A 17,892-nucleotide genomic window follows, 5' to 3' on the forward strand; every position below is an offset into this window, starting at 1 on the left:
CCCGTGTCCCGGTGAGGCGTCCAGTTACGCCGGCTCGATGTTCTGGTTGACGTGGAAGAGGTTCTGCGGATCGTACTTGGCTTTGACCTCCCTCAGCCGCTTGTAGTTCTCCCCGTAGTTCTCCGCAATCCTGGGCAGATCATCCCCGTCCATGAAGTTGATGTAGCCGCCGGGAGCCGAATAGGGCCGCAGTGCGGCCGCGTAGTCGCGCACCCAGGCGATGTTTGCCTCGTTTTCCGCGGGGTCCAGCCACTGCGCCGCGATCACGGGCGAAAACTTCACGTTCCGGTTGGCGAACGCCGTGTCCGTGGCTCCCACCCGCTGGACAGCACCGTCGATGGGGTAGATATGTACCGCGGTTTGTACGCTGGGGACCTTGCTGCCGTGTTCGATGTGCGCAGCGATGGCGCCGTCATTGAGCTCCGCCAGAAAATCAGCCTTCCAGTAGGCCTGCATGCCGGGTGGCTGCAGCGGGTCGAAAGCCGTGTTCAGGGCGGGGTACGGCATGGGCCCGATCATGGATCCCGCCGCCGGAGCGACGTCCAGGAACGGCTGCCAGCGTGCCGCACCTTCCGCCAGGTCGCCGGTCCACATGCCGACGATGACGCACACCGGCTTGCCATGCCACTCCTCGGGCAGGAACGGAACCGGAGGACCCTGATGGAAGCCCAGGAACGCCCCAAACTCTTCGGGGGCGGCGGCGATGTGGTCCCGGTAAAACTTTGCCACCGTCTCTGCATGCTCGATGGGGTAGATGATGATGCCGGCGTGGACCATGTCCACGGGGTGCATCCGGTACTCGAACGACGTCACGACGCCGAAGTTCCCGCCGCCGCCGCGCAGCGCCCAGAACAGGTCCTCGTTCTCGCTTTCGCTGGCAGTAAGGAACTTCCCCTCGGCCGTGACGACGTCGGCGGAGAGCAGGTTGTCGCAGCTGAGACCATACTTGCGGCTCAGATAGCCAATGCCGCCGCCGAGGGTCAGCCCGGCGATGCCGGTTGAGCCGACGATGCCGCCAGTGGTCGCCAGCCCGAAGGCATGGGTCGCGTGGTTGAAGTCGGCCCATGTTGCACCGGCCTCCGAGCGGGCCGTCGCGGCTGCGGGATTGACCCGGACACCGGTGGTCTTTGAGAAGTCGATGACCAAGGCGTCATCCCACGTGCCAAAGCCCGGGGCGCTGTGCCCGCCCCCGCGGATGGCAAGATCCAAGGAGTTGTCCCGGGCGAAGTTGACGCTGGAGATGACATCGGCCACCTGGGATACCTGGACCACCGCTGCCGGCCGCTTATCGATCATGCCGTTGAAGACCGCGCGCGCCGCGTCGTAACCGGCGTCGCCGGGCGTGATGATCTGCCCGCGGACTTGCTCGCGCAGGCTATCGAACTTTGTTGCGTTCATTTTCTGTACCGTCGATTTCGTGTCGTGAGCTTCGACCCGGACGGTTCTCTGCGCTCCCAGCCGGCGTGACGCCCGGAGGTTTACCTCAACATGCCTACTCCTCCCGCATTTCCCCGTCAAGGGCATTTTGGCGGACGGCACCCATCGCCCCGGGCACCGGCTCCGAATCCACATCAGGCACCCCCTGCCTTGACGGGCGGAGGCTGGAACCTAGGGTTGGTAATTGACGGACGAAGGAAGGACACACGCATGGCCATGCGTAGACGAGACGACAGAGAACCGGGGGCGGGACGTTCCGGGCCCGCCGCCAGGGCCGTGCTGAGAATCGTCGAACCCGCCGGGGAGACCCGCGCAGTCGCCTTGGTCCTGCACGGCGGGCGGGCCGACAGCTACGACGCCGTCCGCGGCCGGCACCTGAGCCCGGCCCGGATGCTGCCCTTCGCCCGCGCACTGCACCGGAAGGGCGGCCCGCACGGGCTAGCCGTCTGGACCCTGCGCAACCGGTACCGCGGCTGGAACGGGGAGGACATGTCCCCCGTTCACGATGCCCGGTGGGCGCTCGACCGGATCAGCCAGGAGCATCCCGGCGTGCCGGTGTTCCTGCTGGGCCACTCGATGGGCGGTCTCACGGCACTGTGCGTGGCCGACGACCCGCAGGTCGAGGCCGTCGTCGCGCTCGCCCCGTGGATTGATCACAAAACCCCGGTCCAACCTGTCGCTGGCCGCCGGGTCCTGATCGTCCACGGCACCGACGACCGCTGGACCAGCCCGGCGAAGTCACTGGACTATGCCCGGCGCGCCGAAGGCGTCGCCGCGTCCGTCGACTACGTCTCCCTCAAGGGTGCCGGCCATTTCATGGTCCGCCGGGTGACCCTGTGGAATGCGCTGGCGAACGGCTTCGTCCTCGATGCCTTCGGCGAGGCCACGGGAGCTGACGTTTCTGGATCCACGGACGCGTTGCGCAGCGCCCTGCGCGGCGCCCTGCCGGCGGCCGGAACACGCCTGCCGGTGGTGTTGTGATGCCGCCCTTCCCGCTCGATGCCTTCCTGGCCAGCCTGCCGTGGGTCATCGCGGGACTCGTGGTCCTGCTGGCAGTTACCTTCGCGGTTGCCGTGCGGCAGAACCGGCACTCCGTTATCGACACCGTCTGGGGCCTCGGCTTCGTCGTGGTGGCCGGCATCTCCTGGCTGCTCTCCGCTGGATACGGCGACGACGGACGGCGGCTGCTGCTGCTTGTCCTGGTCGCTGTCTGGGGCATCCGCCTCGCCGTCCACATCGGGCTCCGCGCACGCGGCGGCCACGAGGACCCGCGCTATGTGGACATGCTCTCCGCAGCACCCGGATCACGCAACGTCTACGCCCTGCGGCGGGTCTACCTGCCCCAGGGCGCGGTGATGTTCTTCGTCTCGCTCACCATCCAGGTCGGCATGTTCGCCACCGGAAGCCTGGGCTGGCTCGCGGTCGCCGGCGTCCTGCTCTGGATCCTCGGCTTCGTGTTCGAGACGGTGGGCGACTGGCAGCTGAAGCAGTTCAAGGCCGATCCCGCCAAGCGCGGCACCGTCCTCAACACTGGGCTGTGGCGCTACACCCGCCACCCCAACTACTTCGGCGACGCCGCCGTCTGGGCAGGGCTCTTCCTCGTGGCCGCCGATTCCTGGCCGGGGGTGCTGACCGTCCTCTCCCCCGCCCTGATGATCTGGACCCTTGCGGGCAAGACGGGCAAGCCGCTGACCGAAAAGGCAATGTCCGCACGGCCCGGCTACAAGGAATACATCGAATCCACCTCCGGCTTCCTGCCCCTGCCGCCCCGGCGGCGGGCGGGCCGGCACTGACATGCGCGGCCCGGGCCAAGCCCGGCCTCCCCTGAGCTGGCGGCCGGTGAGGTGGCGGTTGATGAACTGGCGGCCCCTGAGCTGGCGGCCGGAACCCAACGACCGCTTCTACCGTTTCACGCTCTGCACCGGGCTGGTGCTGCGCTGGCTGTTCCGGATTCGCGTAATTGTCACAGGGCAGGAGCACCTGCCCCAGCCCGAGTCTCTCGGTGCTGCCACCTGCGGTCCTGCTTCCCAGGGCGCTTCCCAAGGTGCTTCTCACCGTGGTAGCGCCCGCGGCCTGTCGCGCCCGGTGGTGCCCGGCCGGGGTGCCGTGGTGGCGATCACCCACTTCGGCTATCTCGACTTTGCCTTTGCCGAGATGCTGCTGTGGTGGCACAACCGGGCCCAGCTGCGCTTCCTCGTCACGCAGGGAGCGGCCGACCACTGGTTGGCCGGGCCCGCGGTGAGCGCGGCCGGGCATGTCGTGGTGGGGTACGGATCGGGGGCTCACGCCTACGATGCCGCGGTCGCCCAGCTGTTGGATGGCGAGTACATCGCTGTCCTGCCCGAGGCCGGCGTGAGCCGCAGCTTCACGGTGCGCGAATGCAAGACCGGTGCGGTGCGGATGGCCGCGGAGGCCGGCGTGCCGATCATCCCGGTCTCCATCTGGGGCGCCCACCGGCTGATGACCCGCCACCATGCCTTCTCGCCGCTGCGCGCCTGGCATGCCCCGGTCCGCATCCACGTGGGCGCCCCGATCCTCCCGGGCTCCCTCCCGGCCCCGGCCAGGGACGCCCGGCAGGCCACCGCGCGCCTGGCCAAGACGCTCCAGGACGGGATCGACACCGGCATCGCCGACTTTCCCCTGCTGCCCGCGCCCGGTGCCTGGTGGATGCCGGCCGGTCTCGGCGGGAGTGCCCCGACCGAGGAGGAGCGACGCCGGCTGGACGAGGCCGACGGTCCGCGGCGCGCAGGTACCCGGCGCCGATAAACCCGGTTTCCGCCATCGTCTTGACTAAGCTCCATGGGGTACAAAACGCACTCAATGGAGAGGGACACCTGTGGCAAGCACAGTCGTGACCAAGAGCGGAATCGAAGAACGCGGTCTCGCACGGATAGCCCAACGGATGGCGTCGTGGACGGAGAAGTGGTTTCCGGACGCCTACATCTTCGCCCTCGCCGGCGTCGTCATCATCGCGGTGGCCGCGCTGGCCATCGGCGCCTCGCCCCAGGCCATCGCTGACTCCTTTGGGAACGGCTTCTGGGACCTGACCGCCTTCACCCTGCAGATGGCCATGGTGGTCCTGACCGGTTACGTCGTGGCCACCTCCCCGCCCGTGGCGAAGCTGATCAACCGGCTTGCCCTCGTCCCGTCGACCGCGCGGACCGCGGTGAGCTTCGTGGCGCTGATGTCGATGTCCGTGTCCTTCCTCAACTGGGGGCTCAGCCTGATCTTCGGCGGTCTGCTGGCGCGGGCGATCGCCCGCCGCAAGGACCTGACCGTGGATTACCGTGCCCTCGGCGCGGCGGCGTTCATGGGCCTCGGCGCCGTCTGGGCGCTCGGGCTGTCCTCCTCCGCCGCGCAGCTGCAGGCCACCGCCGCGTCGCTGCCGCCGGCGCTGCTGAAAATCACCGGCATCCTGGACTTCGGGACCACAATCTTTACCTGGCAGTCACTGCTGACACTGGCCATCCTGATGGCCCTCACCACCGTGATCGCGCACTTCTCCGCGCCCCACGGCGGCTCGATCCGCACCGCCGAGGACCTCGGCGTGGACCTGGATGACGAACCGAGCGAGCCCGCGCCACGCTCCCGGCCGGGCGAATGGCTCGAATACAGCAAGCTCCTGCCGATCCTGGCCGGAATCCTCACGCTCGGCTGGCTCATCTCGCAGTTCTTCACCAAGCCGTTCCTCAGCGTGGTCAGCAGCCTCAACGGCTACCTGCTGGTGTTCCTCATACTGGGCCTGGTCCTGCACGGGACGCCGCGGAACTTCCTGCAGGCGGTCACCAAGGCGGTCCCTGCCACCGCCGGCATCCTGGTCCAGTTCCCGCTCTACGCCGCGATGGCCGCGATCCTGACCAAGGCCACCGGCCACGACGGGATGTCCATTTCCGCGCACCTGGCCGGGTTCTTCTCGGACATCGGCGGCAATGGCGCGTTCGCCGTCGTCATTGCGCTGTACACCGCCCTGCTGGGTCTCCTGGTGCCCTCCGGCGGCGGCAAGTGGCTCGTGGAAGCGCCGTACGTGATGCAGTCCGCGACCGACGTCCACATGAACCTCGGCTGGACCGTGCAGATCTACAACATTGCCGAGGCACTGCCGAACCTGGTCAACCCGTTCTTCATGCTGCCGCTGCTCGCGGTGCTGAGGCTGCGCGCCCGGGATCTGGTGGGCTTCACTTTCCTGCAGTTCGCCTTCCACCTGCCGGTGGTCCTGCTGCTCGTCTGGCTGCTGGGCATGACCTTCGACTTCGTGCCGCCGGTGATCCCCAAATAGCTGTGCAATAACCGGGCTTAACACAAGCTGACCCGCAGCCGGGGCCGTAACGGCCGCAACTGCGGGTCAGCTGGGTTAAGGCTTACGCCGGGTCGGAGACCACCAACGTTGCCGAGCCCTGGACATGGGCTTTGCCGCTCTCGAGCAGCGGCTCGACGACGGCGCGCAGGGCTGTCATCGCGTCGTCCAGTTCCAGCATCACCGGGTGCTGGTAGGCGATCAGGGCCAGAAGATCCCGGACGGCGGCCCGGGCCTGGTCCGCGTCGAGCTTGGGCTCGTGGCCGAGGAAAACCTCAGTAGGTTCAGAAGACCCGGCCGCACCGTCGCTGTCGGCGTCGGCGCCCGGAATTCCCTGGGCGTAGCTGATGGCGAACCCCTCCAGCCGGCCCTTCCGGCTCGCCGCGATGCCGTGCCCGAAGGCGCTGGCCTTGGGCGCCCGCAGCACGATCGCTCCGTGGGCGCCGCTGAGGTCATCCAGGAACAGGCGCTGCACCGCGGCGACGCTCAGCTCCCCCGGGCTGTCCCAGCCGTGCACGGCGGTGTAGTAGCGTCCCACGACGTCGCTGAGCTCCACCGAGCCTGTGGCCAGGTCTTCGACCTGATCGGTGGCAGCGGACTCCGATCCGTCGCCGAACACCGGCAGCTTCAGCGGCGCCGGGTCAACGACGACGAGGCGGGAGCGCTGGATCGGGGCCAGGCCCGCGGCCTCGGCAAACGCCGCACCGGCGGTGCCCGGCTCCACTTTGCAGCGCAGCCTGGACACTCCCGACGGCGCCTGGGCAGCCTCGTGCCGCAGCATGGTCAGCAGGGTGGACCCGAGGCCGGCGCGGCGGTGGTCCCGGGCGACCTCGACATACGCCCAGAGCCGTTCCGGATGCAGCGAGGCCTCATGGACCACGGCAGCCGCCACCGGAATGGCGACACCGTCCACGACGTCCTCGGCCACGATGCAACGGCGCCACGGGGCATTACCCGAGGGCGCCAGCGTTCCGCGGAACTGTCCGGCCTGGACCGTCTCAGGACCGCCCCAGATTTCCAGAAGCGCGAGGTCGTCGCCCTCCCGCCATTCCCGGTATGCGATGGCCATGGTCAGGCGCCGATCAGCCGTGCGGCCAGGTAGCCCTCCACCTTGTCCAGGGAAACGCGTTCCTGGCTCATGGTGTCGCGTTCGCGGATGGTGACGGCCTGGTCGTCCAGGGTCTCGAAGTCCACGGTGATGCAGAACGGGGTGCCGATCTCGTCCTGGCGGCGGTAGCGCCGGCCGATGGCGCCGGCGTCGTCGAACTCGATGTTCCAGCTCTTTCGCAGCTGGGCGGCGAGGTCCTTGGCCTTCGGGGACAGGTCCTCGTTGCGGCTCAGGGGCAGCACGGCCGCCTTCACCGGGGCCAGGCGGGGATCGAGCTTGAGCACGGTGCGGATGTCCACGCCGCCCTTGGCGTTGGGGGCCTCGTCCTCGGTGTAGGCATCGATCATGAAGGCCATGAAGGAGCGGGTGAGGCCGGCCGCGGGCTCGATCACGTACGGGGTGTAGCGCTCGTTGGTGGCCTGGTTGAAGTAGCTCAGGTCCGCGCCGGAGGCCTTGGCGTGGGTGGAGAGGTCAAAGTCGGTGCGGTTGGCGATGCCCTCAAGCTCGCCCCACTCCGAGCCCTGGAAGCCGAACCGGTATTCGATGTCGGTGGTGCCCTTGGAGTAGTGGCTGAGCTTGTCCAGCGGGTGCTCGAAGAAGCGCAGGTTCTCTTCGCGGATGCCCAGGCCCGTGTACCAGGACATGCGTTCCTTCATCCAGTACTCGTGCCACTGCTCGTCCGTGCCGGGCTCGACGAAGAACTCCATCTCCATCTGCTCGAACTCGCGGGTGCGGAAGATGAAGTTGCCCGGCGTGATCTCGTTGCGGAACGACTTGCCGATCTGGCCAATGCCGAACGGCGGCTTCTTCCGCGAGGTGGTCAGGACGTTGCCGAAGTTCACGAAGATGCCCTGGGCGGTCTCGGGCCGCAGGTAGTGCAGGCCTTCCTCGCTGGCGACGGGGCCGAGGTAGGTCTTGAGCAGGCCGGAGAATTCGTGGGGCTCCGTCCACTGGCCGCGGGTGCCGCAGTTGGCGCAGGCGATGTCCTTGAGGCCGTTCTCGGCAGGACGGCCCTTCTTCTCCTCGTACTCTTCCTCGAGGTGGTCCGCGCGGTAGCGCTTGTGGCAGGACAGGCACTCCACCAGCGGGTCGGAGAAGACATCGACATGGCCGGATGCTTCCCAGACCTGGCGGGGCAGGATGACGGAGGAGTCCAGGCCTACGACGTCTTCGCGGCCGCGGACCACGGACTGCCACCACTGGCGCTTGATGTTTTCCTTGAGCTCGGCGCCGAGGGGCCCGTAGTCCCAGGCAGAACGGGAGCCACCATAGATTTCACCGGCCTGGAAAACGAATCCCCGGCGCTTGGCGAGGGAAATGATCTGGTCAAGGACGGATTTTGCTGCCATGGGAACTCCAATTTTGTACAGGGCCGCTGGGTGCGGTCCGCGGTGTCAGCCCCGGGTCACCAGCTGGTTGCCGGACGGGGGAAACGAACAGTGCGATGCAAACTCCAAGCCTACCGGCCCGTTACCGCTTCAGCGCGCCGCGGGGCCAAGGCAGGGTGGCCAGGATGATGGCGCCGAGCGTCAGCACGGTGCCGAGGACTGTCGGGAGCGCGATCACAGTTCCGGGCACCGGCACTATCAGGTCCAGCCCGAGCGAGCCGAGCAGCTGTCCGGCGATCATCCCGAGGCCGGTGACCAGAACGCCCAGGCTGCGGACCAGGAGGGCGCCGATGCCGATGAAGATGCAGCCCAGCGGACCTCCAAGGTAATACCACCACTGCGCAGGAAGGGGGTTGCCGGCCCCTGCCACCGCGAGTTTGATCAGCCAGGCCACCCACAGCAGGGCGCCTCCGGCGATGAAGTTCACGAGTGTCGCGGCGATGGGGGTGCCGTAGTGCACGGTGGCCGTGCCGTTCATGGCCTGCTGGAAACTCATCAGGAACCCGGCCAGGAGCGGAAGCATCACGGGGACAAGCAGCTGCAGCCCGGATTCCCCGGCGCTGAACCTGGGCGACACCGCCCAGGCGACGGCGGCGACGGTGAGTACACTGCCGATCACCCTGATCCCGGTGATGGGTCTCTTCCCCGCCGGCCCGATCCCCATCCGGTCCACCAGCAGGCCGCTGAGGGTCTGCCCCGTCACGGCGGCCACCGTGAAGAGGGCAACTCCGAGCAGTCCCACGGTGAAGGACTGGGCGAAGACGAAGAAGGCCCCGATGCAGCCGGCCAACACGTAAAAGCGCGGAAACTGCCGTTCGCGCACGGCCGGCAGGATCCGGGCCAGGCCGGCCCGGCCTTTGGGCAGAGCCAGCGAGATGACTGTCATCACCACCAACCCGGTGCTGAAGCTGACGACGGCGGCGCCGATTCCGTCGCCCAGCACCACCCCGAGTGCGCCGTTGATCCGGCCCTGGACCGGGATGAACAGACCGGTCGCGACGGCCATGGGCAGGCCCACGATCAGCGGGAGCCGGGGGGTGTGGGTCATTGGTGCCACCTTAGGTCGGGCATTATTGCTTGTATGAGCAATCCGGAATTCGAAGACATCACCATCCGCGACAGCATGATCCGGCTGGGCCAGCTGCTAAAGCTTGCGAATCTGGTGGAGGACGGGGTGGAGGCCGCAGAACTGATCAAGAACGGGTTGGTCAAGGTCAACGGGGAGATCGACGAGCGCCGCGGCCGTCAGCTTCACGACGGCGACACCGTCACCGTAAACGCCCGGACCGTGCGGATCAGCGCGCCCGCAGCCTCCTAGTCCCCTGCCCGGGCGGGCGGCCTCCTGGCTGCTCGTCCGGGCGCGGCTAATTCTAACCTGCGGCTACTTCTTGGAGTTGAGCACCACGTGCGTCAGGAACTCCGAGACGTGACCGATTTCCTGCTGGTTGATGCCGTGCCACATGCCCGTGTACAGGACCTTGGTGAGCTTCACGTACTTGCGGACCCAGCCGATGGTGTAGTCGATCTTGTCCTCGGTGATCACCGGGTCCTGCTGGTCCCGGCCCCAGAACAGCGGAACTGTGCCGTCCAGCTCGCCGTCACGGAAGCTGGGATCGTCGCCCGCGTCGACGACAAACCCTGACAGGCCGACGACGGCGGCGAAGTCCGCGGGACGCTGCCGCAGCAACGTGGTGGCCATGGCCATGCCCATCGAGAACCCCAGCAGCGTCACCGACGGGTGGTTGGCCTTGACGCCGTCGAGCCACTCCTGGACATACGCTGCGGCGACCTTGACGGCGTCGAGCGAATAGTCAATGGACGCCGTCAGCGGGAACCAGGTGAAGCCCGGACCCTCGGGGAGCGGGGCGCGCAACGAGGCCACCGCGAAGTCCTGCGGGAGCATCTCCGCCAGGCTGAGCAGGTCCTGTTCGTTGGCGCCGTAGCCATGGAGCAGGACCAGCAGGGGTTTGCCGGCCCGCTCCTGCTCCGGCTTGGACCAAAGGACGACGGGGGCCGGAAGGGCATCAGCGTGAGTCATGGAACCATTCTTACAGTTACCCGCCGGTAACAACTCACGGTGGCGTAGCTTAACCTGAACAGTGCAGGATAAGGGGGTGAGCGAAACCGAAGCCATGGGAAATTCACGGGATACCTCAGCGGACACTATCGTCACCCACCCGTGGACCCGCTATGTGGCCGTGGGCGACTCCTTCACGGAAGGCATCGGCGACCCGGAACCGGCCAGCCCCGGCGGCCACCGGGGCTGGGCAGACCGCGTCGCCGAGGAACTCAGCCGCGGCCACAACGACTTCGCGTACGCCAACCTGGCCGTCCGTGGCCGGCTGCTGCAGCAGATCGTGGACCAGCAGATGGCGCATTGCCTCTCGCTCAAACCGGATCTCATCACGCTCTCTGCGGGCGGCAACGACCTCATCCGCCCGGGCGGTGACCCGGACGTGCTGGCCGAAAAGCTTGACTCGGTGGTGCAGATCCTGAGCCTGGGCGGCGCCACCGTGGTCCTGTTCAACGGCCCGGACACCGGTTCCACGGTGTTGGGCCGGATCCGCAGCAAGGTGGCCATCTACAACGAGAACCTGCGCACCATCGCCGCGCGCCACGACGCCGTGATCGCGGACATGTGGTCCCTGCGCCAGCTCAATGACCCGCAGATGTGGAATGCTGACCGGCTGCATTTCTCACCGCTGGGCCACCACACGATCGCGGCCATGGTGCTGGACTCGCTGAACGTCCAGCACACCCTGCAGCCGCTCTCCCCCAAGCCGCTGCCTCAGCGCAGTTGGCGCGAGGCGCGCAGCGGGGACCTGGTGTGGGCCAAAGAGTATTTTGTCCCCTGGGTGGTTCGGCGGCTGCGGCACAGGTCCTCGGGCGACGGCGTGACGGCCAAGCGGCCCCTGGCCGGCCCGGTGTTCGGTCCCGGCGTTCCGCTTGGCTCCGGCGAAGGACCGCCCGGCGCCGAGGATGCGGTGCGGTCCTGAGCTTGCGGGGCATAAGCTGGAAGAACACTTCTCCGGCCCGATGTTTGAGCCCGCAGATGAGAAGGCCCAGCAGCTGAAAGGCCCCATACCGTGAGCAGTATGTTCTTCTGGATCATCGTGTTGTCGTTCGTGATTCCCGTGGCCATGCGCCTCTACCGCCGTTCCGCCCGCGGCCGGAACCAGGGCACGCCGGGACAGTTCGGCCAGTTCCCGGGCAACCAGAACAACCCCGGCAACCAGAGCAACCAGCCGCGGGATGGCTACACGCAGCAGGACTACTTCGGCGGCTTCGGCCAGTTGGGCGCCCCGAGGCAGCCGGGACCGGCCAACCAGCCGAACCCCGGTCAGCAGATCCCGAACCAGCAGTACCCGGCTCCACGATTCCCCGACCAGCCGTTCCCGACCGAGCCTTACCCTGGTCAGCAGTACCCCAACCCGCCATATTCCGGGCCGGCCGGCTACCAGTCTCCGGTTCCCTACGAGGACAGCCCGGAGTACCTGAACAACCCGCCGCAGCCGCAGCGGCAGACACCCCCAACTCCCCCTGCGCCGGCAGCAGGGCAGCCGCAGGCCCCGCAGATTCCCCCGCCGCCGTCGGGCGCGCAGGGCTACCGGGCCCGCAAGCTGGCCGAACTCGACCAGCAGTACAGCGACGGCAAGCTGTCCATGGAGAATTACATGGCCCAGCGCGCCGAAATCATGAAGGGCTAAGACCCTGCAGGGCTGGTGAAGTCGACGTCGGCCGCGTTGACCGTTCCCGCCGTGCGCCCCGGGGCCTTGTGGTACTGCCAGTACAAATTGGTGTGGGCCACCACCAGCTCCGGCGGCGGCGCGCCAAAGTCGGTCAGGTCCTCGGTGGTGTGGGCGTCGGCAACCAGCGTGACGTCGTAGCCGCGGGTGATCGCGCCGTGGAGGGTGGAGCGAATGCACTCGTCCGTCTGCGCGCCGGCCAGGAAGAAGCGGCCGATGCCTCGATCGGCCAGCACGGACTCCAGATCGGTCGCCTCGAAGGCGTCGCTGTACTCCTTGGCCACCAGCGGCTCCGAATCGCGCCGCGCGAGTTCCGGCACGTACCGCCAGCCGGCGCTGCCGCGCGGGAGTTCCTCGCCGTTGTGCTGCACCCAGACGACGTCCACTCCGGCACCGCGCGCCTTGTCCACGAGGGCGGCGATGGTCGCGACGACGTCGTCACGGCGGTAGGCCTCCGCGACGACGCCAACCTGCATATCGACGACAAGCAATGCCGTGTTGGGTCGGTTGAGGAGCGTGGTCATGGTGCCTCCTGGATCGTGGCTGTCCCTGGCTGCCTACTCTAATCCCGGACCCCAAAAGCAACGAGGGGTCACCTACGGCCCATGATCCGGTGCCGGATGGACCGTACGTGACCCCGCGTTGGAGTCGAAACCGAGAGGTGTCAGTCGACCTGGGGGAAGCCGAGGTCGATCACCGAGGTGGACGGGTCCGGCCAGCGGGTGGTGACAACCTTGCCGCGGGTGTAGAAGCGGATGCTTTCCGGCCCGTACATGTGGGTGTCGCCGAAGAGCGAATTCTTCCAGCCGCCGAAGGAGAAGGTGCCCACCGGCACCGGGATGGGCACGTTGACGCCCACCATGCCGGCCTCGACGTCGAACTCGAACTGCCGGGCGGCGCCGCCGTCGCGGGTGAAGATGGCCACGCCGTTGCCGAACTCGTTGTCGTTGACCAGCTTGACGGCGTCGGCGTAGGTCTCGACGCGGACCACGGAGAGGACGGGGCCGAAGATCTCGTCGTCGTAGACCTTCATGCCGGGCTTGACGTGGTCGATCAGGCTGACGCCGATGAAGAAGCCGTTGGAGTCGAATTCGTGCTCGCGGCCGTCCACCACCACGGTGGCGCCTTCGTTGGCCGCACCGGCAACGTAGGAGGCCACCTTGTCACGGTGCTCGGCCGTGATGAGCGGGCCCATCTGGGAGGCCGGGTCCGTGCCCGGGCCGATGGTGAGCGCGGCCATGCGGGTGCTGATCGCGTCCACGAGTTCATCGGCGATGCTGCCGACGGCGACGAGGACGCTGACTGCCATGCAGCGTTCCCCGGCGGAGCCGTAGGCGGCCGAGACGGCGGCGTCCGCGGCCATGTTGAGGTCCGCATCCGGCAGGACCACCATGTGGTTCTTCGCGCCTCCCAGGGCCTGGACGCGCTTGCCGTGATCGGCGGCGCGCTTGTAGATGGACTGCGCGATCGGCGTCGAGCCGACAAAGCTGACGGCCTTGACGTCCGGGTGTTCCAGCAGGACGTCCACAGCTTCCTTGTCGCCGTGGACCACGTTGAGCACGCCCGCCGGCAGCCCGGCCTCGGCGAAGACCTGGGCGATGAAGATGGCCGAGGACGGATCCTTTTCGCTGGGCTTGAGCAGCACGGTGTTGCCGCAGGCCAGGGCGCTGCCGATCATCCACAGCGGCACCATGGCGGGGAAATTGAACGGCGTGATGCAGGCGACGACGCCGACCGGCTGGCGCACCGAATGGACGTCGACGCCGCCGGAGACCTGCTCGGAACGCTCGCCCTTGAGCATGTGGGCCAGTCCGGTGGCGAATTCGATGTTCTCCAGGCCGCGGGTGATTTCGCCTTCCGCATCCGAGAGGACCTTGCCGTGCTCGCTGGTCAGCAGGGCCGCCAGCTCGGGCCGGCGCTGCATGAGCAGTTCACGGACCTTGAAGAAGATGCCGGTGCGCTTGGCCAGGCTCGTGGCGCGCCAGCCGGGCAGAGCGGCGCGGGCGGCCGCGACGGCCTCCTCGACGCGGGCGGCGGAGGCCAGCGCCACCTCTTTCTCCTGCTCGCCGGTGGCGGGGTTGAAGACCGGGCCGAAGCGCTCGGCGTCCGAAATCAGGGCGCCGTTGATGAAGTGCGGAATGCGTTCCATGGGTGGATCTCTTTCGTGAAGGGCGGGGCCGTGACGTTGCGGGCCCTCAAGGGTTGGGCCCTGGCGGGCAGGGCGCCTGCTTGGCGCGGTCGGCTGGCTGGCGGGGCGGTTAGTTGGCGGGGTCGAGCGTGCCGTCGACGAGTTTGACGATCATGGAGCAGTCCTGGCCGGACTGGCCGGAGTCGATGAGCCGCTGGAAGAGCTGCTGGACATGCTCGCCGATTTCCAGCGGGGTGCCGGTGTCACGCGCGGCGCTGATGGCCAGGCCGATGTCCTTGTTGGCCAGCTCCGTGGTGAAGGTCGGGGCAAAGTCGTTGTTGGATGCCGCGGTGGGCACGACGCCGGCCACCGGGTACCAGGTGCGCAGCGCCCAGCTGTCCCCGGAGGAGACCGAGGCAATGTCCCAGAAAACCTGCTTATCCAGGCCGAGCCGGTCGGCGAGGACCGCGCCCTCGGCGGTGGAGGCGAGGTTGATGAACAGCATGAGGTTGTTGCAGATCTTTGCGGCCTGGCCGGTGGTGGCGCCGCCGGTGGGGATGATGTTCGCGGCCATGGGGCGGATGTATTCGGTGGCCTCGGCAACGGCGCCGGCCTCGCCGCCGATCATGAACGTCAAGGTGGCGGCCTTGGCGCCGCTCATGCCGCCCGAGACGGGCGCGTCCACAAAACGGAAGCCGGCGGCAGCGGCGGCGTCGTGCAGGGCCTGAGCGGAGGCAATATCGATCGTGGAGGAATCCACCAGCAATGTCCGGGTGTCCGCGTGGGCCAGGACGCCGTCCTCACCAAGGTACACGGCGCGGGCGTGCTCGCCCTTGGGGAGCATGGTGAAGACGACGTCGGCGCCGGCGACGGCCTCGGCGATGCTGCCGGCGGCCTTGACTCCCCCGGCCTCGGCAGCGGCAACTGCTGCGGTGTTGAGGTCGAAACCGCGGACCTCATGTCCGGCGTTTGAGAGGTTGACGGACATGGACCCGCCCATGTTTCCGAGTCCGATCCAGGCGATGACTGCCATAACTTAAGCTCCTTTGCTTGATGTGCTGCCGGGAGGCCGGCCCGAAGGCCGGAACCCGGCGTCCCAGTGTCCAGCATCACACCGCTGATAGAGTGCAATCAAGGGAAAAAATCACAGATGCCATGTGCACAAATGCACAAAGTCGGTGCCGGCTCCCCGTATCCGTTGACGACACACTCGCTGAGGAGGGACAAACGTGGACTTGCGTCGGCTTCCGAGCCCCGATGACCTGCTGATCCTGCTGACCGTGGCACGGCTGGGTCGGTTTAACGCGGTGGCGGAGACGCTTGGCACCACCCACACCACCATTTCCCGCCGTGTCCTGGCCCTGGACAAGCAGCTCGGCGGTCGGACCCTGGAGCGCAGCCCGCACGGTTGGGAGCTGACCGAGCTCGGCAGCCAGGCCGTCGCGGCGGCGGAGGCCATCGAGGGCACTCTCGGTGCCCTGTCCAGCAGCATTGCCCGTTCCGGCGATGTGGTCTCCGGCCTTGTCCGGATCAGCACCCCGGACGGCTTCGGCGCCGAATTCCTGGCCCCGGCGCTCGTGCGGCTGCAGCGGGCGAACCCGCTGCTCAACGTCGAGTTGCTCAGCGCCACACGCAAGGCGAGCCAAAACCGCTCCGGCGTGGACCTGGAAGTGGTGGTGGGCAACATGGACACAGCAAACGCCCAGGCCATCTTCCTGAGCAACTATTTCCTCAGGCTGTACGCCAGTCCCGGATATGCGCACGAGCACGGGCTGCCGGCAACACTCGACGACGTCCGGCAGCACGGCTTCGTCTCCTACGTGGAATCGGCGCTCCAGGTGGCCGAGCTGGGGCACCGCTCCACGCAGCTGCCGGTGCCGCGCTCCAGCTTCCAGGCCACCAGCGTCTTCGCCCAGCTGGAGGCCGTCCGGCGGGGCGCCGGGATAGGCCTGCTCCCCAACTTTCTGGTGGCGGGCAGGTCCGACTTCCTGCCCGTCCTGCCGGACGACTTCCAGCGCCAGCTGCCCATCTGGGCCGTGGCCCGGCCCGAGGCGCTGCGTTCAGCCCCCGTCCGTGCCGTGCTGGAGGCGATCCGCGGCGAAATCCGGGAGCGCCAGGACGTGCTGGCCGGCTGAGCCGGGCACGCTGCGTTTAAGGCGGCTGCCCGCCTTCGCGGGGGTCGTCAATTGCGGATCGGCTGGCACAAACGGCAACAGCCCGGGCCCCGCAGTGCGGGGCCCGGGCTGTTGGTGTGTTGATTCGAGCTTACTTCTTGCCTGCGGCGAGCAGGTCGGCAGTGCCCTGGGCGTCGGCGGCGTCGACGTCGTGCAGCGAAATACCGCGGGTCTCCTTGAGGAAGAACACGGCCACCATCGTTACCAGGCAGGCGCCGAGGAGGTAAATCGCCACCGGCGTGGAGGACTTGTACTGGCTCAGCAACGCGACGGCGATGATCGGAGCCAGCGAACCGGCCACGATCGAGGTGACCTGGTAGCCCAGCGAGACACCGGAGTAGCGCATCCGGGTCGGGAACATCTCGGCCATGATGGCCGGCTGGCCGGCATACATCAGAGAGTGGAACAGCAGACCGATGGTGATCGCGGCGAGGATGACGAGGTCGTTCTTGGTGTCCATCATCGGGAAGGCGAAGAAGCCCCAGGTGCCACCGAGGATAGCGCCGGCCATGTAGACAGGCTTGCGGCCGACGTTGTCCGAGAGCTTGCCGACCAAAGGGATCACGACGAAGTGGACCAGGTGCGCCACGAGCAGCAGCAGCAGGATCCGCGAGGTGTCCGTCTGGACCACGACCTTCAGGTAGGTAATGGAGAACGTGACCACAAGGTAGTAGAGGATGTTCTCCGCGAATCGCAGACCCATCGCGGTGAAGACGCCACGCGGGTAGCGGCGGAAGACTTCGGCGACGCCGTAGCCCTTGTTCTCAACGGTGACCTCTTTGCGGGCTTCCAGGAAGATTGGGGCGTCCTGGACTTTAGTGCGGATGTAGTAGCCGACAATCACGATCACAGCGGAGAGCCAGAAGGCCACACGCCAGCCCCAGCTGAGGAACTCCGCGGATGACAGCGTGGCGGACAAGGTGAACAGCACGCCGGTGGCGAGAAGGTTGCCCATCGGAACCGCCGACTGAGGCCAGCTGGCCCAGAATCCGCGCGACTTGCTCGGGCTGTGCTCAGCCACGAGGAGGACTGCGCCGCCCCACTCACCGCCGACGGCGAAGCCCTGGACGAAGCGCAGGAAGACCAAGAGCGCCGGGGCCCAGTAGCCGATCTGCTGGAAGGTCGGCAGGCAGCCCATAGCGAAGGTGGCAACACCGACAAGGATGATGCTCAGCTGGAGCAGCTGCTTGCGGCCGAACTTGTCGCCGAAGTGGCCGAAGACGATGCCACCGATGGGGCGGGCAATAAAGCCGACCGCGTAGGTGACGAACGCGGCAATGATGCCGTCCAACTCCGAACCGGAATTGGGAAAGAACAGCTTGCCGAAGACCAGGGTGGCGGCGGAAGCGTAGAGGAAGAACTCGTACCACTCAACCACCGTGCCGGCCATGGAGGCCGTGACAACCTTCTTCAGGCCGGACGATTTGACGTCCGTTTCTTCAGCGCGCCTTGCGGCGTTTTCCGTACTCATCGTGACTCCTTTGGTGTCTCCGTCGACACCCTGTGGACCATTGGGCTGAGGACGCACGTGACTTAGGGCACATGGCGTCATTCCCCATGAGTATGGACGCTCCCGCCCTGAGCCTCAACAGCCATTAGTGCAGAGCGCATCTGCAA

Annotated in this window: 17 protein-coding genes; 8 read left to right on the forward strand and 9 right to left on the reverse strand. The window is 67.3% G+C overall.

The features are described 5' to 3' along the window. Positions 1–24: 24 nt before the first annotated feature. A complete protein-coding gene (locus AC1DEM_RS08190; protein ID WP_476883997.1) occupies positions 25–1,398 on the reverse strand; it encodes an FAD-binding oxidoreductase in 1,374 nt (457 codons plus the stop codon). A 255-nt stretch (positions 1,399–1,653) separates the two neighbouring features. On the opposite strand from AC1DEM_RS08190, the gene AC1DEM_RS08195 reads away from it, so the two are divergent. The 4 genes from AC1DEM_RS08195 to AC1DEM_RS08210 all read left to right on the forward strand — a co-directional run bounded on the left by AC1DEM_RS08195 (position 1,654) and on the right by AC1DEM_RS08210 (position 5,713). Next, positions 1,654–2,418, forward strand: coding sequence for an alpha/beta hydrolase (locus AC1DEM_RS08195; RefSeq protein ID WP_476884032.1), 765 nt, complete (start codon positions 1,654–1,656; stop codon positions 2,416–2,418). After that, positions 2,418–3,230: a DUF1295 domain-containing protein gene (locus AC1DEM_RS08200; RefSeq protein WP_476883998.1), complete on the forward strand. Its 813-nt coding sequence runs from the start codon at positions 2,418–2,420 to the stop codon at positions 3,228–3,230. Before AC1DEM_RS08195 ends, AC1DEM_RS08200 begins: the two co-directional genes overlap by 1 nt. Before the next feature lie 76 nt (positions 3,231–3,306). Then, positions 3,307–4,203 (forward strand): lysophospholipid acyltransferase family protein, encoded by an 897-nt coding sequence (locus AC1DEM_RS08205; RefSeq protein WP_476884033.1) that lies wholly within the window; start codon positions 3,307–3,309, stop codon positions 4,201–4,203. Positions 4,204–4,273: 70 nt separating this feature from the next. After that, positions 4,274–5,713: a short-chain fatty acid transporter gene (locus AC1DEM_RS08210; RefSeq protein WP_476883999.1), complete on the forward strand. Its 1,440-nt coding sequence runs from the start codon at positions 4,274–4,276 to the stop codon at positions 5,711–5,713. 82 nt (positions 5,714–5,795) lie between these two features. Here the strand turns inward: AC1DEM_RS08210 and AC1DEM_RS08215 are convergent, their stop codons facing one another. From AC1DEM_RS08215 to AC1DEM_RS08225, 3 genes are all read right to left on the reverse strand, one after another. Continuing rightward, positions 5,796–6,800, reverse strand: a complete 1,005-nt coding sequence (locus AC1DEM_RS08215; RefSeq protein ID WP_476884000.1) for a GNAT family N-acetyltransferase — start codon at positions 6,798–6,800, stop codon at positions 5,796–5,798. 2 nt (positions 6,801–6,802) lie between these two features. Further along, the gene (locus AC1DEM_RS08220) at positions 6,803–8,188 is read right to left on the reverse strand and encodes a glycine--tRNA ligase (protein WP_277526103.1); all 1,386 of its coding nucleotides are present in this window, start codon (positions 8,186–8,188) and stop codon (positions 6,803–6,805) included. A 121-nt stretch (positions 8,189–8,309) separates the two neighbouring features. Beyond that, entirely contained in the window at positions 8,310–9,275 is a 966-nt protein-coding gene (locus AC1DEM_RS08225; RefSeq protein WP_476884001.1) for a DMT family transporter, read from the reverse strand. A 33-nt stretch (positions 9,276–9,308) separates the two neighbouring features. Here AC1DEM_RS08225 and AC1DEM_RS08230 point away from each other — a divergent pair, with 33 nt between their 5' ends. Then, a complete protein-coding gene (locus AC1DEM_RS08230) occupies positions 9,309–9,545 on the forward strand; it encodes an RNA-binding S4 domain-containing protein (RefSeq protein WP_090576591.1) in 237 nt (78 codons plus the stop codon). 63 nt (positions 9,546–9,608) lie between these two features. Here AC1DEM_RS08230 and AC1DEM_RS08235 read toward each other — a convergent pair whose 3' ends face one another. Continuing rightward, the gene (locus AC1DEM_RS08235; RefSeq protein ID WP_476884002.1) at positions 9,609–10,265 is read right to left on the reverse strand and encodes an alpha/beta hydrolase; all 657 of its coding nucleotides are present in this window, start codon (positions 10,263–10,265) and stop codon (positions 9,609–9,611) included. A 94-nt stretch (positions 10,266–10,359) separates the two neighbouring features. Here AC1DEM_RS08235 and AC1DEM_RS08240 point away from each other — a divergent pair, with 94 nt between their 5' ends. After that, a complete protein-coding gene (locus AC1DEM_RS08240; RefSeq protein ID WP_476884034.1) occupies positions 10,360–11,223 on the forward strand; it encodes an SGNH/GDSL hydrolase family protein in 864 nt (287 codons plus the stop codon). Between the two features lie 99 nt (positions 11,224–11,322). Next, positions 11,323–11,934 (forward strand): hypothetical protein, encoded by a 612-nt coding sequence (locus tag AC1DEM_RS08245; protein ID WP_476884035.1) that lies wholly within the window; start codon positions 11,323–11,325, stop codon positions 11,932–11,934. Here AC1DEM_RS08245 and AC1DEM_RS08250 read toward each other — a convergent pair. The 3 genes from AC1DEM_RS08250 to mmsB all read right to left on the reverse strand — a co-directional run bounded on the left by AC1DEM_RS08250 (position 11,931) and on the right by mmsB (position 15,134). Further along, the gene (locus tag AC1DEM_RS08250; protein WP_476884003.1) at positions 11,931–12,497 is read right to left on the reverse strand and encodes an isochorismatase family protein; all 567 of its coding nucleotides are present in this window, start codon (positions 12,495–12,497) and stop codon (positions 11,931–11,933) included. The two genes, AC1DEM_RS08245 and AC1DEM_RS08250, sit on opposite strands and share 4 nt — an antisense overlap. 140 nt (positions 12,498–12,637) lie before the next feature. Beyond that, on the reverse strand, positions 12,638–14,122 hold the full coding sequence (locus tag AC1DEM_RS08255; protein WP_476884004.1) for a CoA-acylating methylmalonate-semialdehyde dehydrogenase: 1,485 nt from the start codon (positions 14,120–14,122) through the stop codon (positions 12,638–12,640). A 109-nt stretch (positions 14,123–14,231) separates the two neighbouring features. Then, on the reverse strand, positions 14,232–15,134 hold the full coding sequence (gene mmsB, locus AC1DEM_RS08260) for a 3-hydroxyisobutyrate dehydrogenase (protein ID WP_476884005.1): 903 nt from the start codon (positions 15,132–15,134) through the stop codon (positions 14,232–14,234). Between the two features lie 202 nt (positions 15,135–15,336). On the opposite strand from mmsB, the gene AC1DEM_RS08265 reads away from it, so the two are divergent. Then, complete coding sequence (locus AC1DEM_RS08265; RefSeq protein WP_476884036.1) at positions 15,337–16,236, forward strand: LysR family transcriptional regulator; 900 nt, start codon at positions 15,337–15,339, stop codon at positions 16,234–16,236. A gap of 130 nt (positions 16,237–16,366) precedes the next feature. Here the strand turns inward: AC1DEM_RS08265 and AC1DEM_RS08270 are convergent, their stop codons facing one another. Then, positions 16,367–17,746, reverse strand: coding sequence for an MFS transporter (locus AC1DEM_RS08270; RefSeq protein WP_476884006.1), 1,380 nt, complete (start codon positions 17,744–17,746; stop codon positions 16,367–16,369). Positions 17,747–17,892 lie beyond the last annotated feature (146 nt).

It is taken from the genome of Arthrobacter sp. 05T420 (assembly GCF_056396305.1).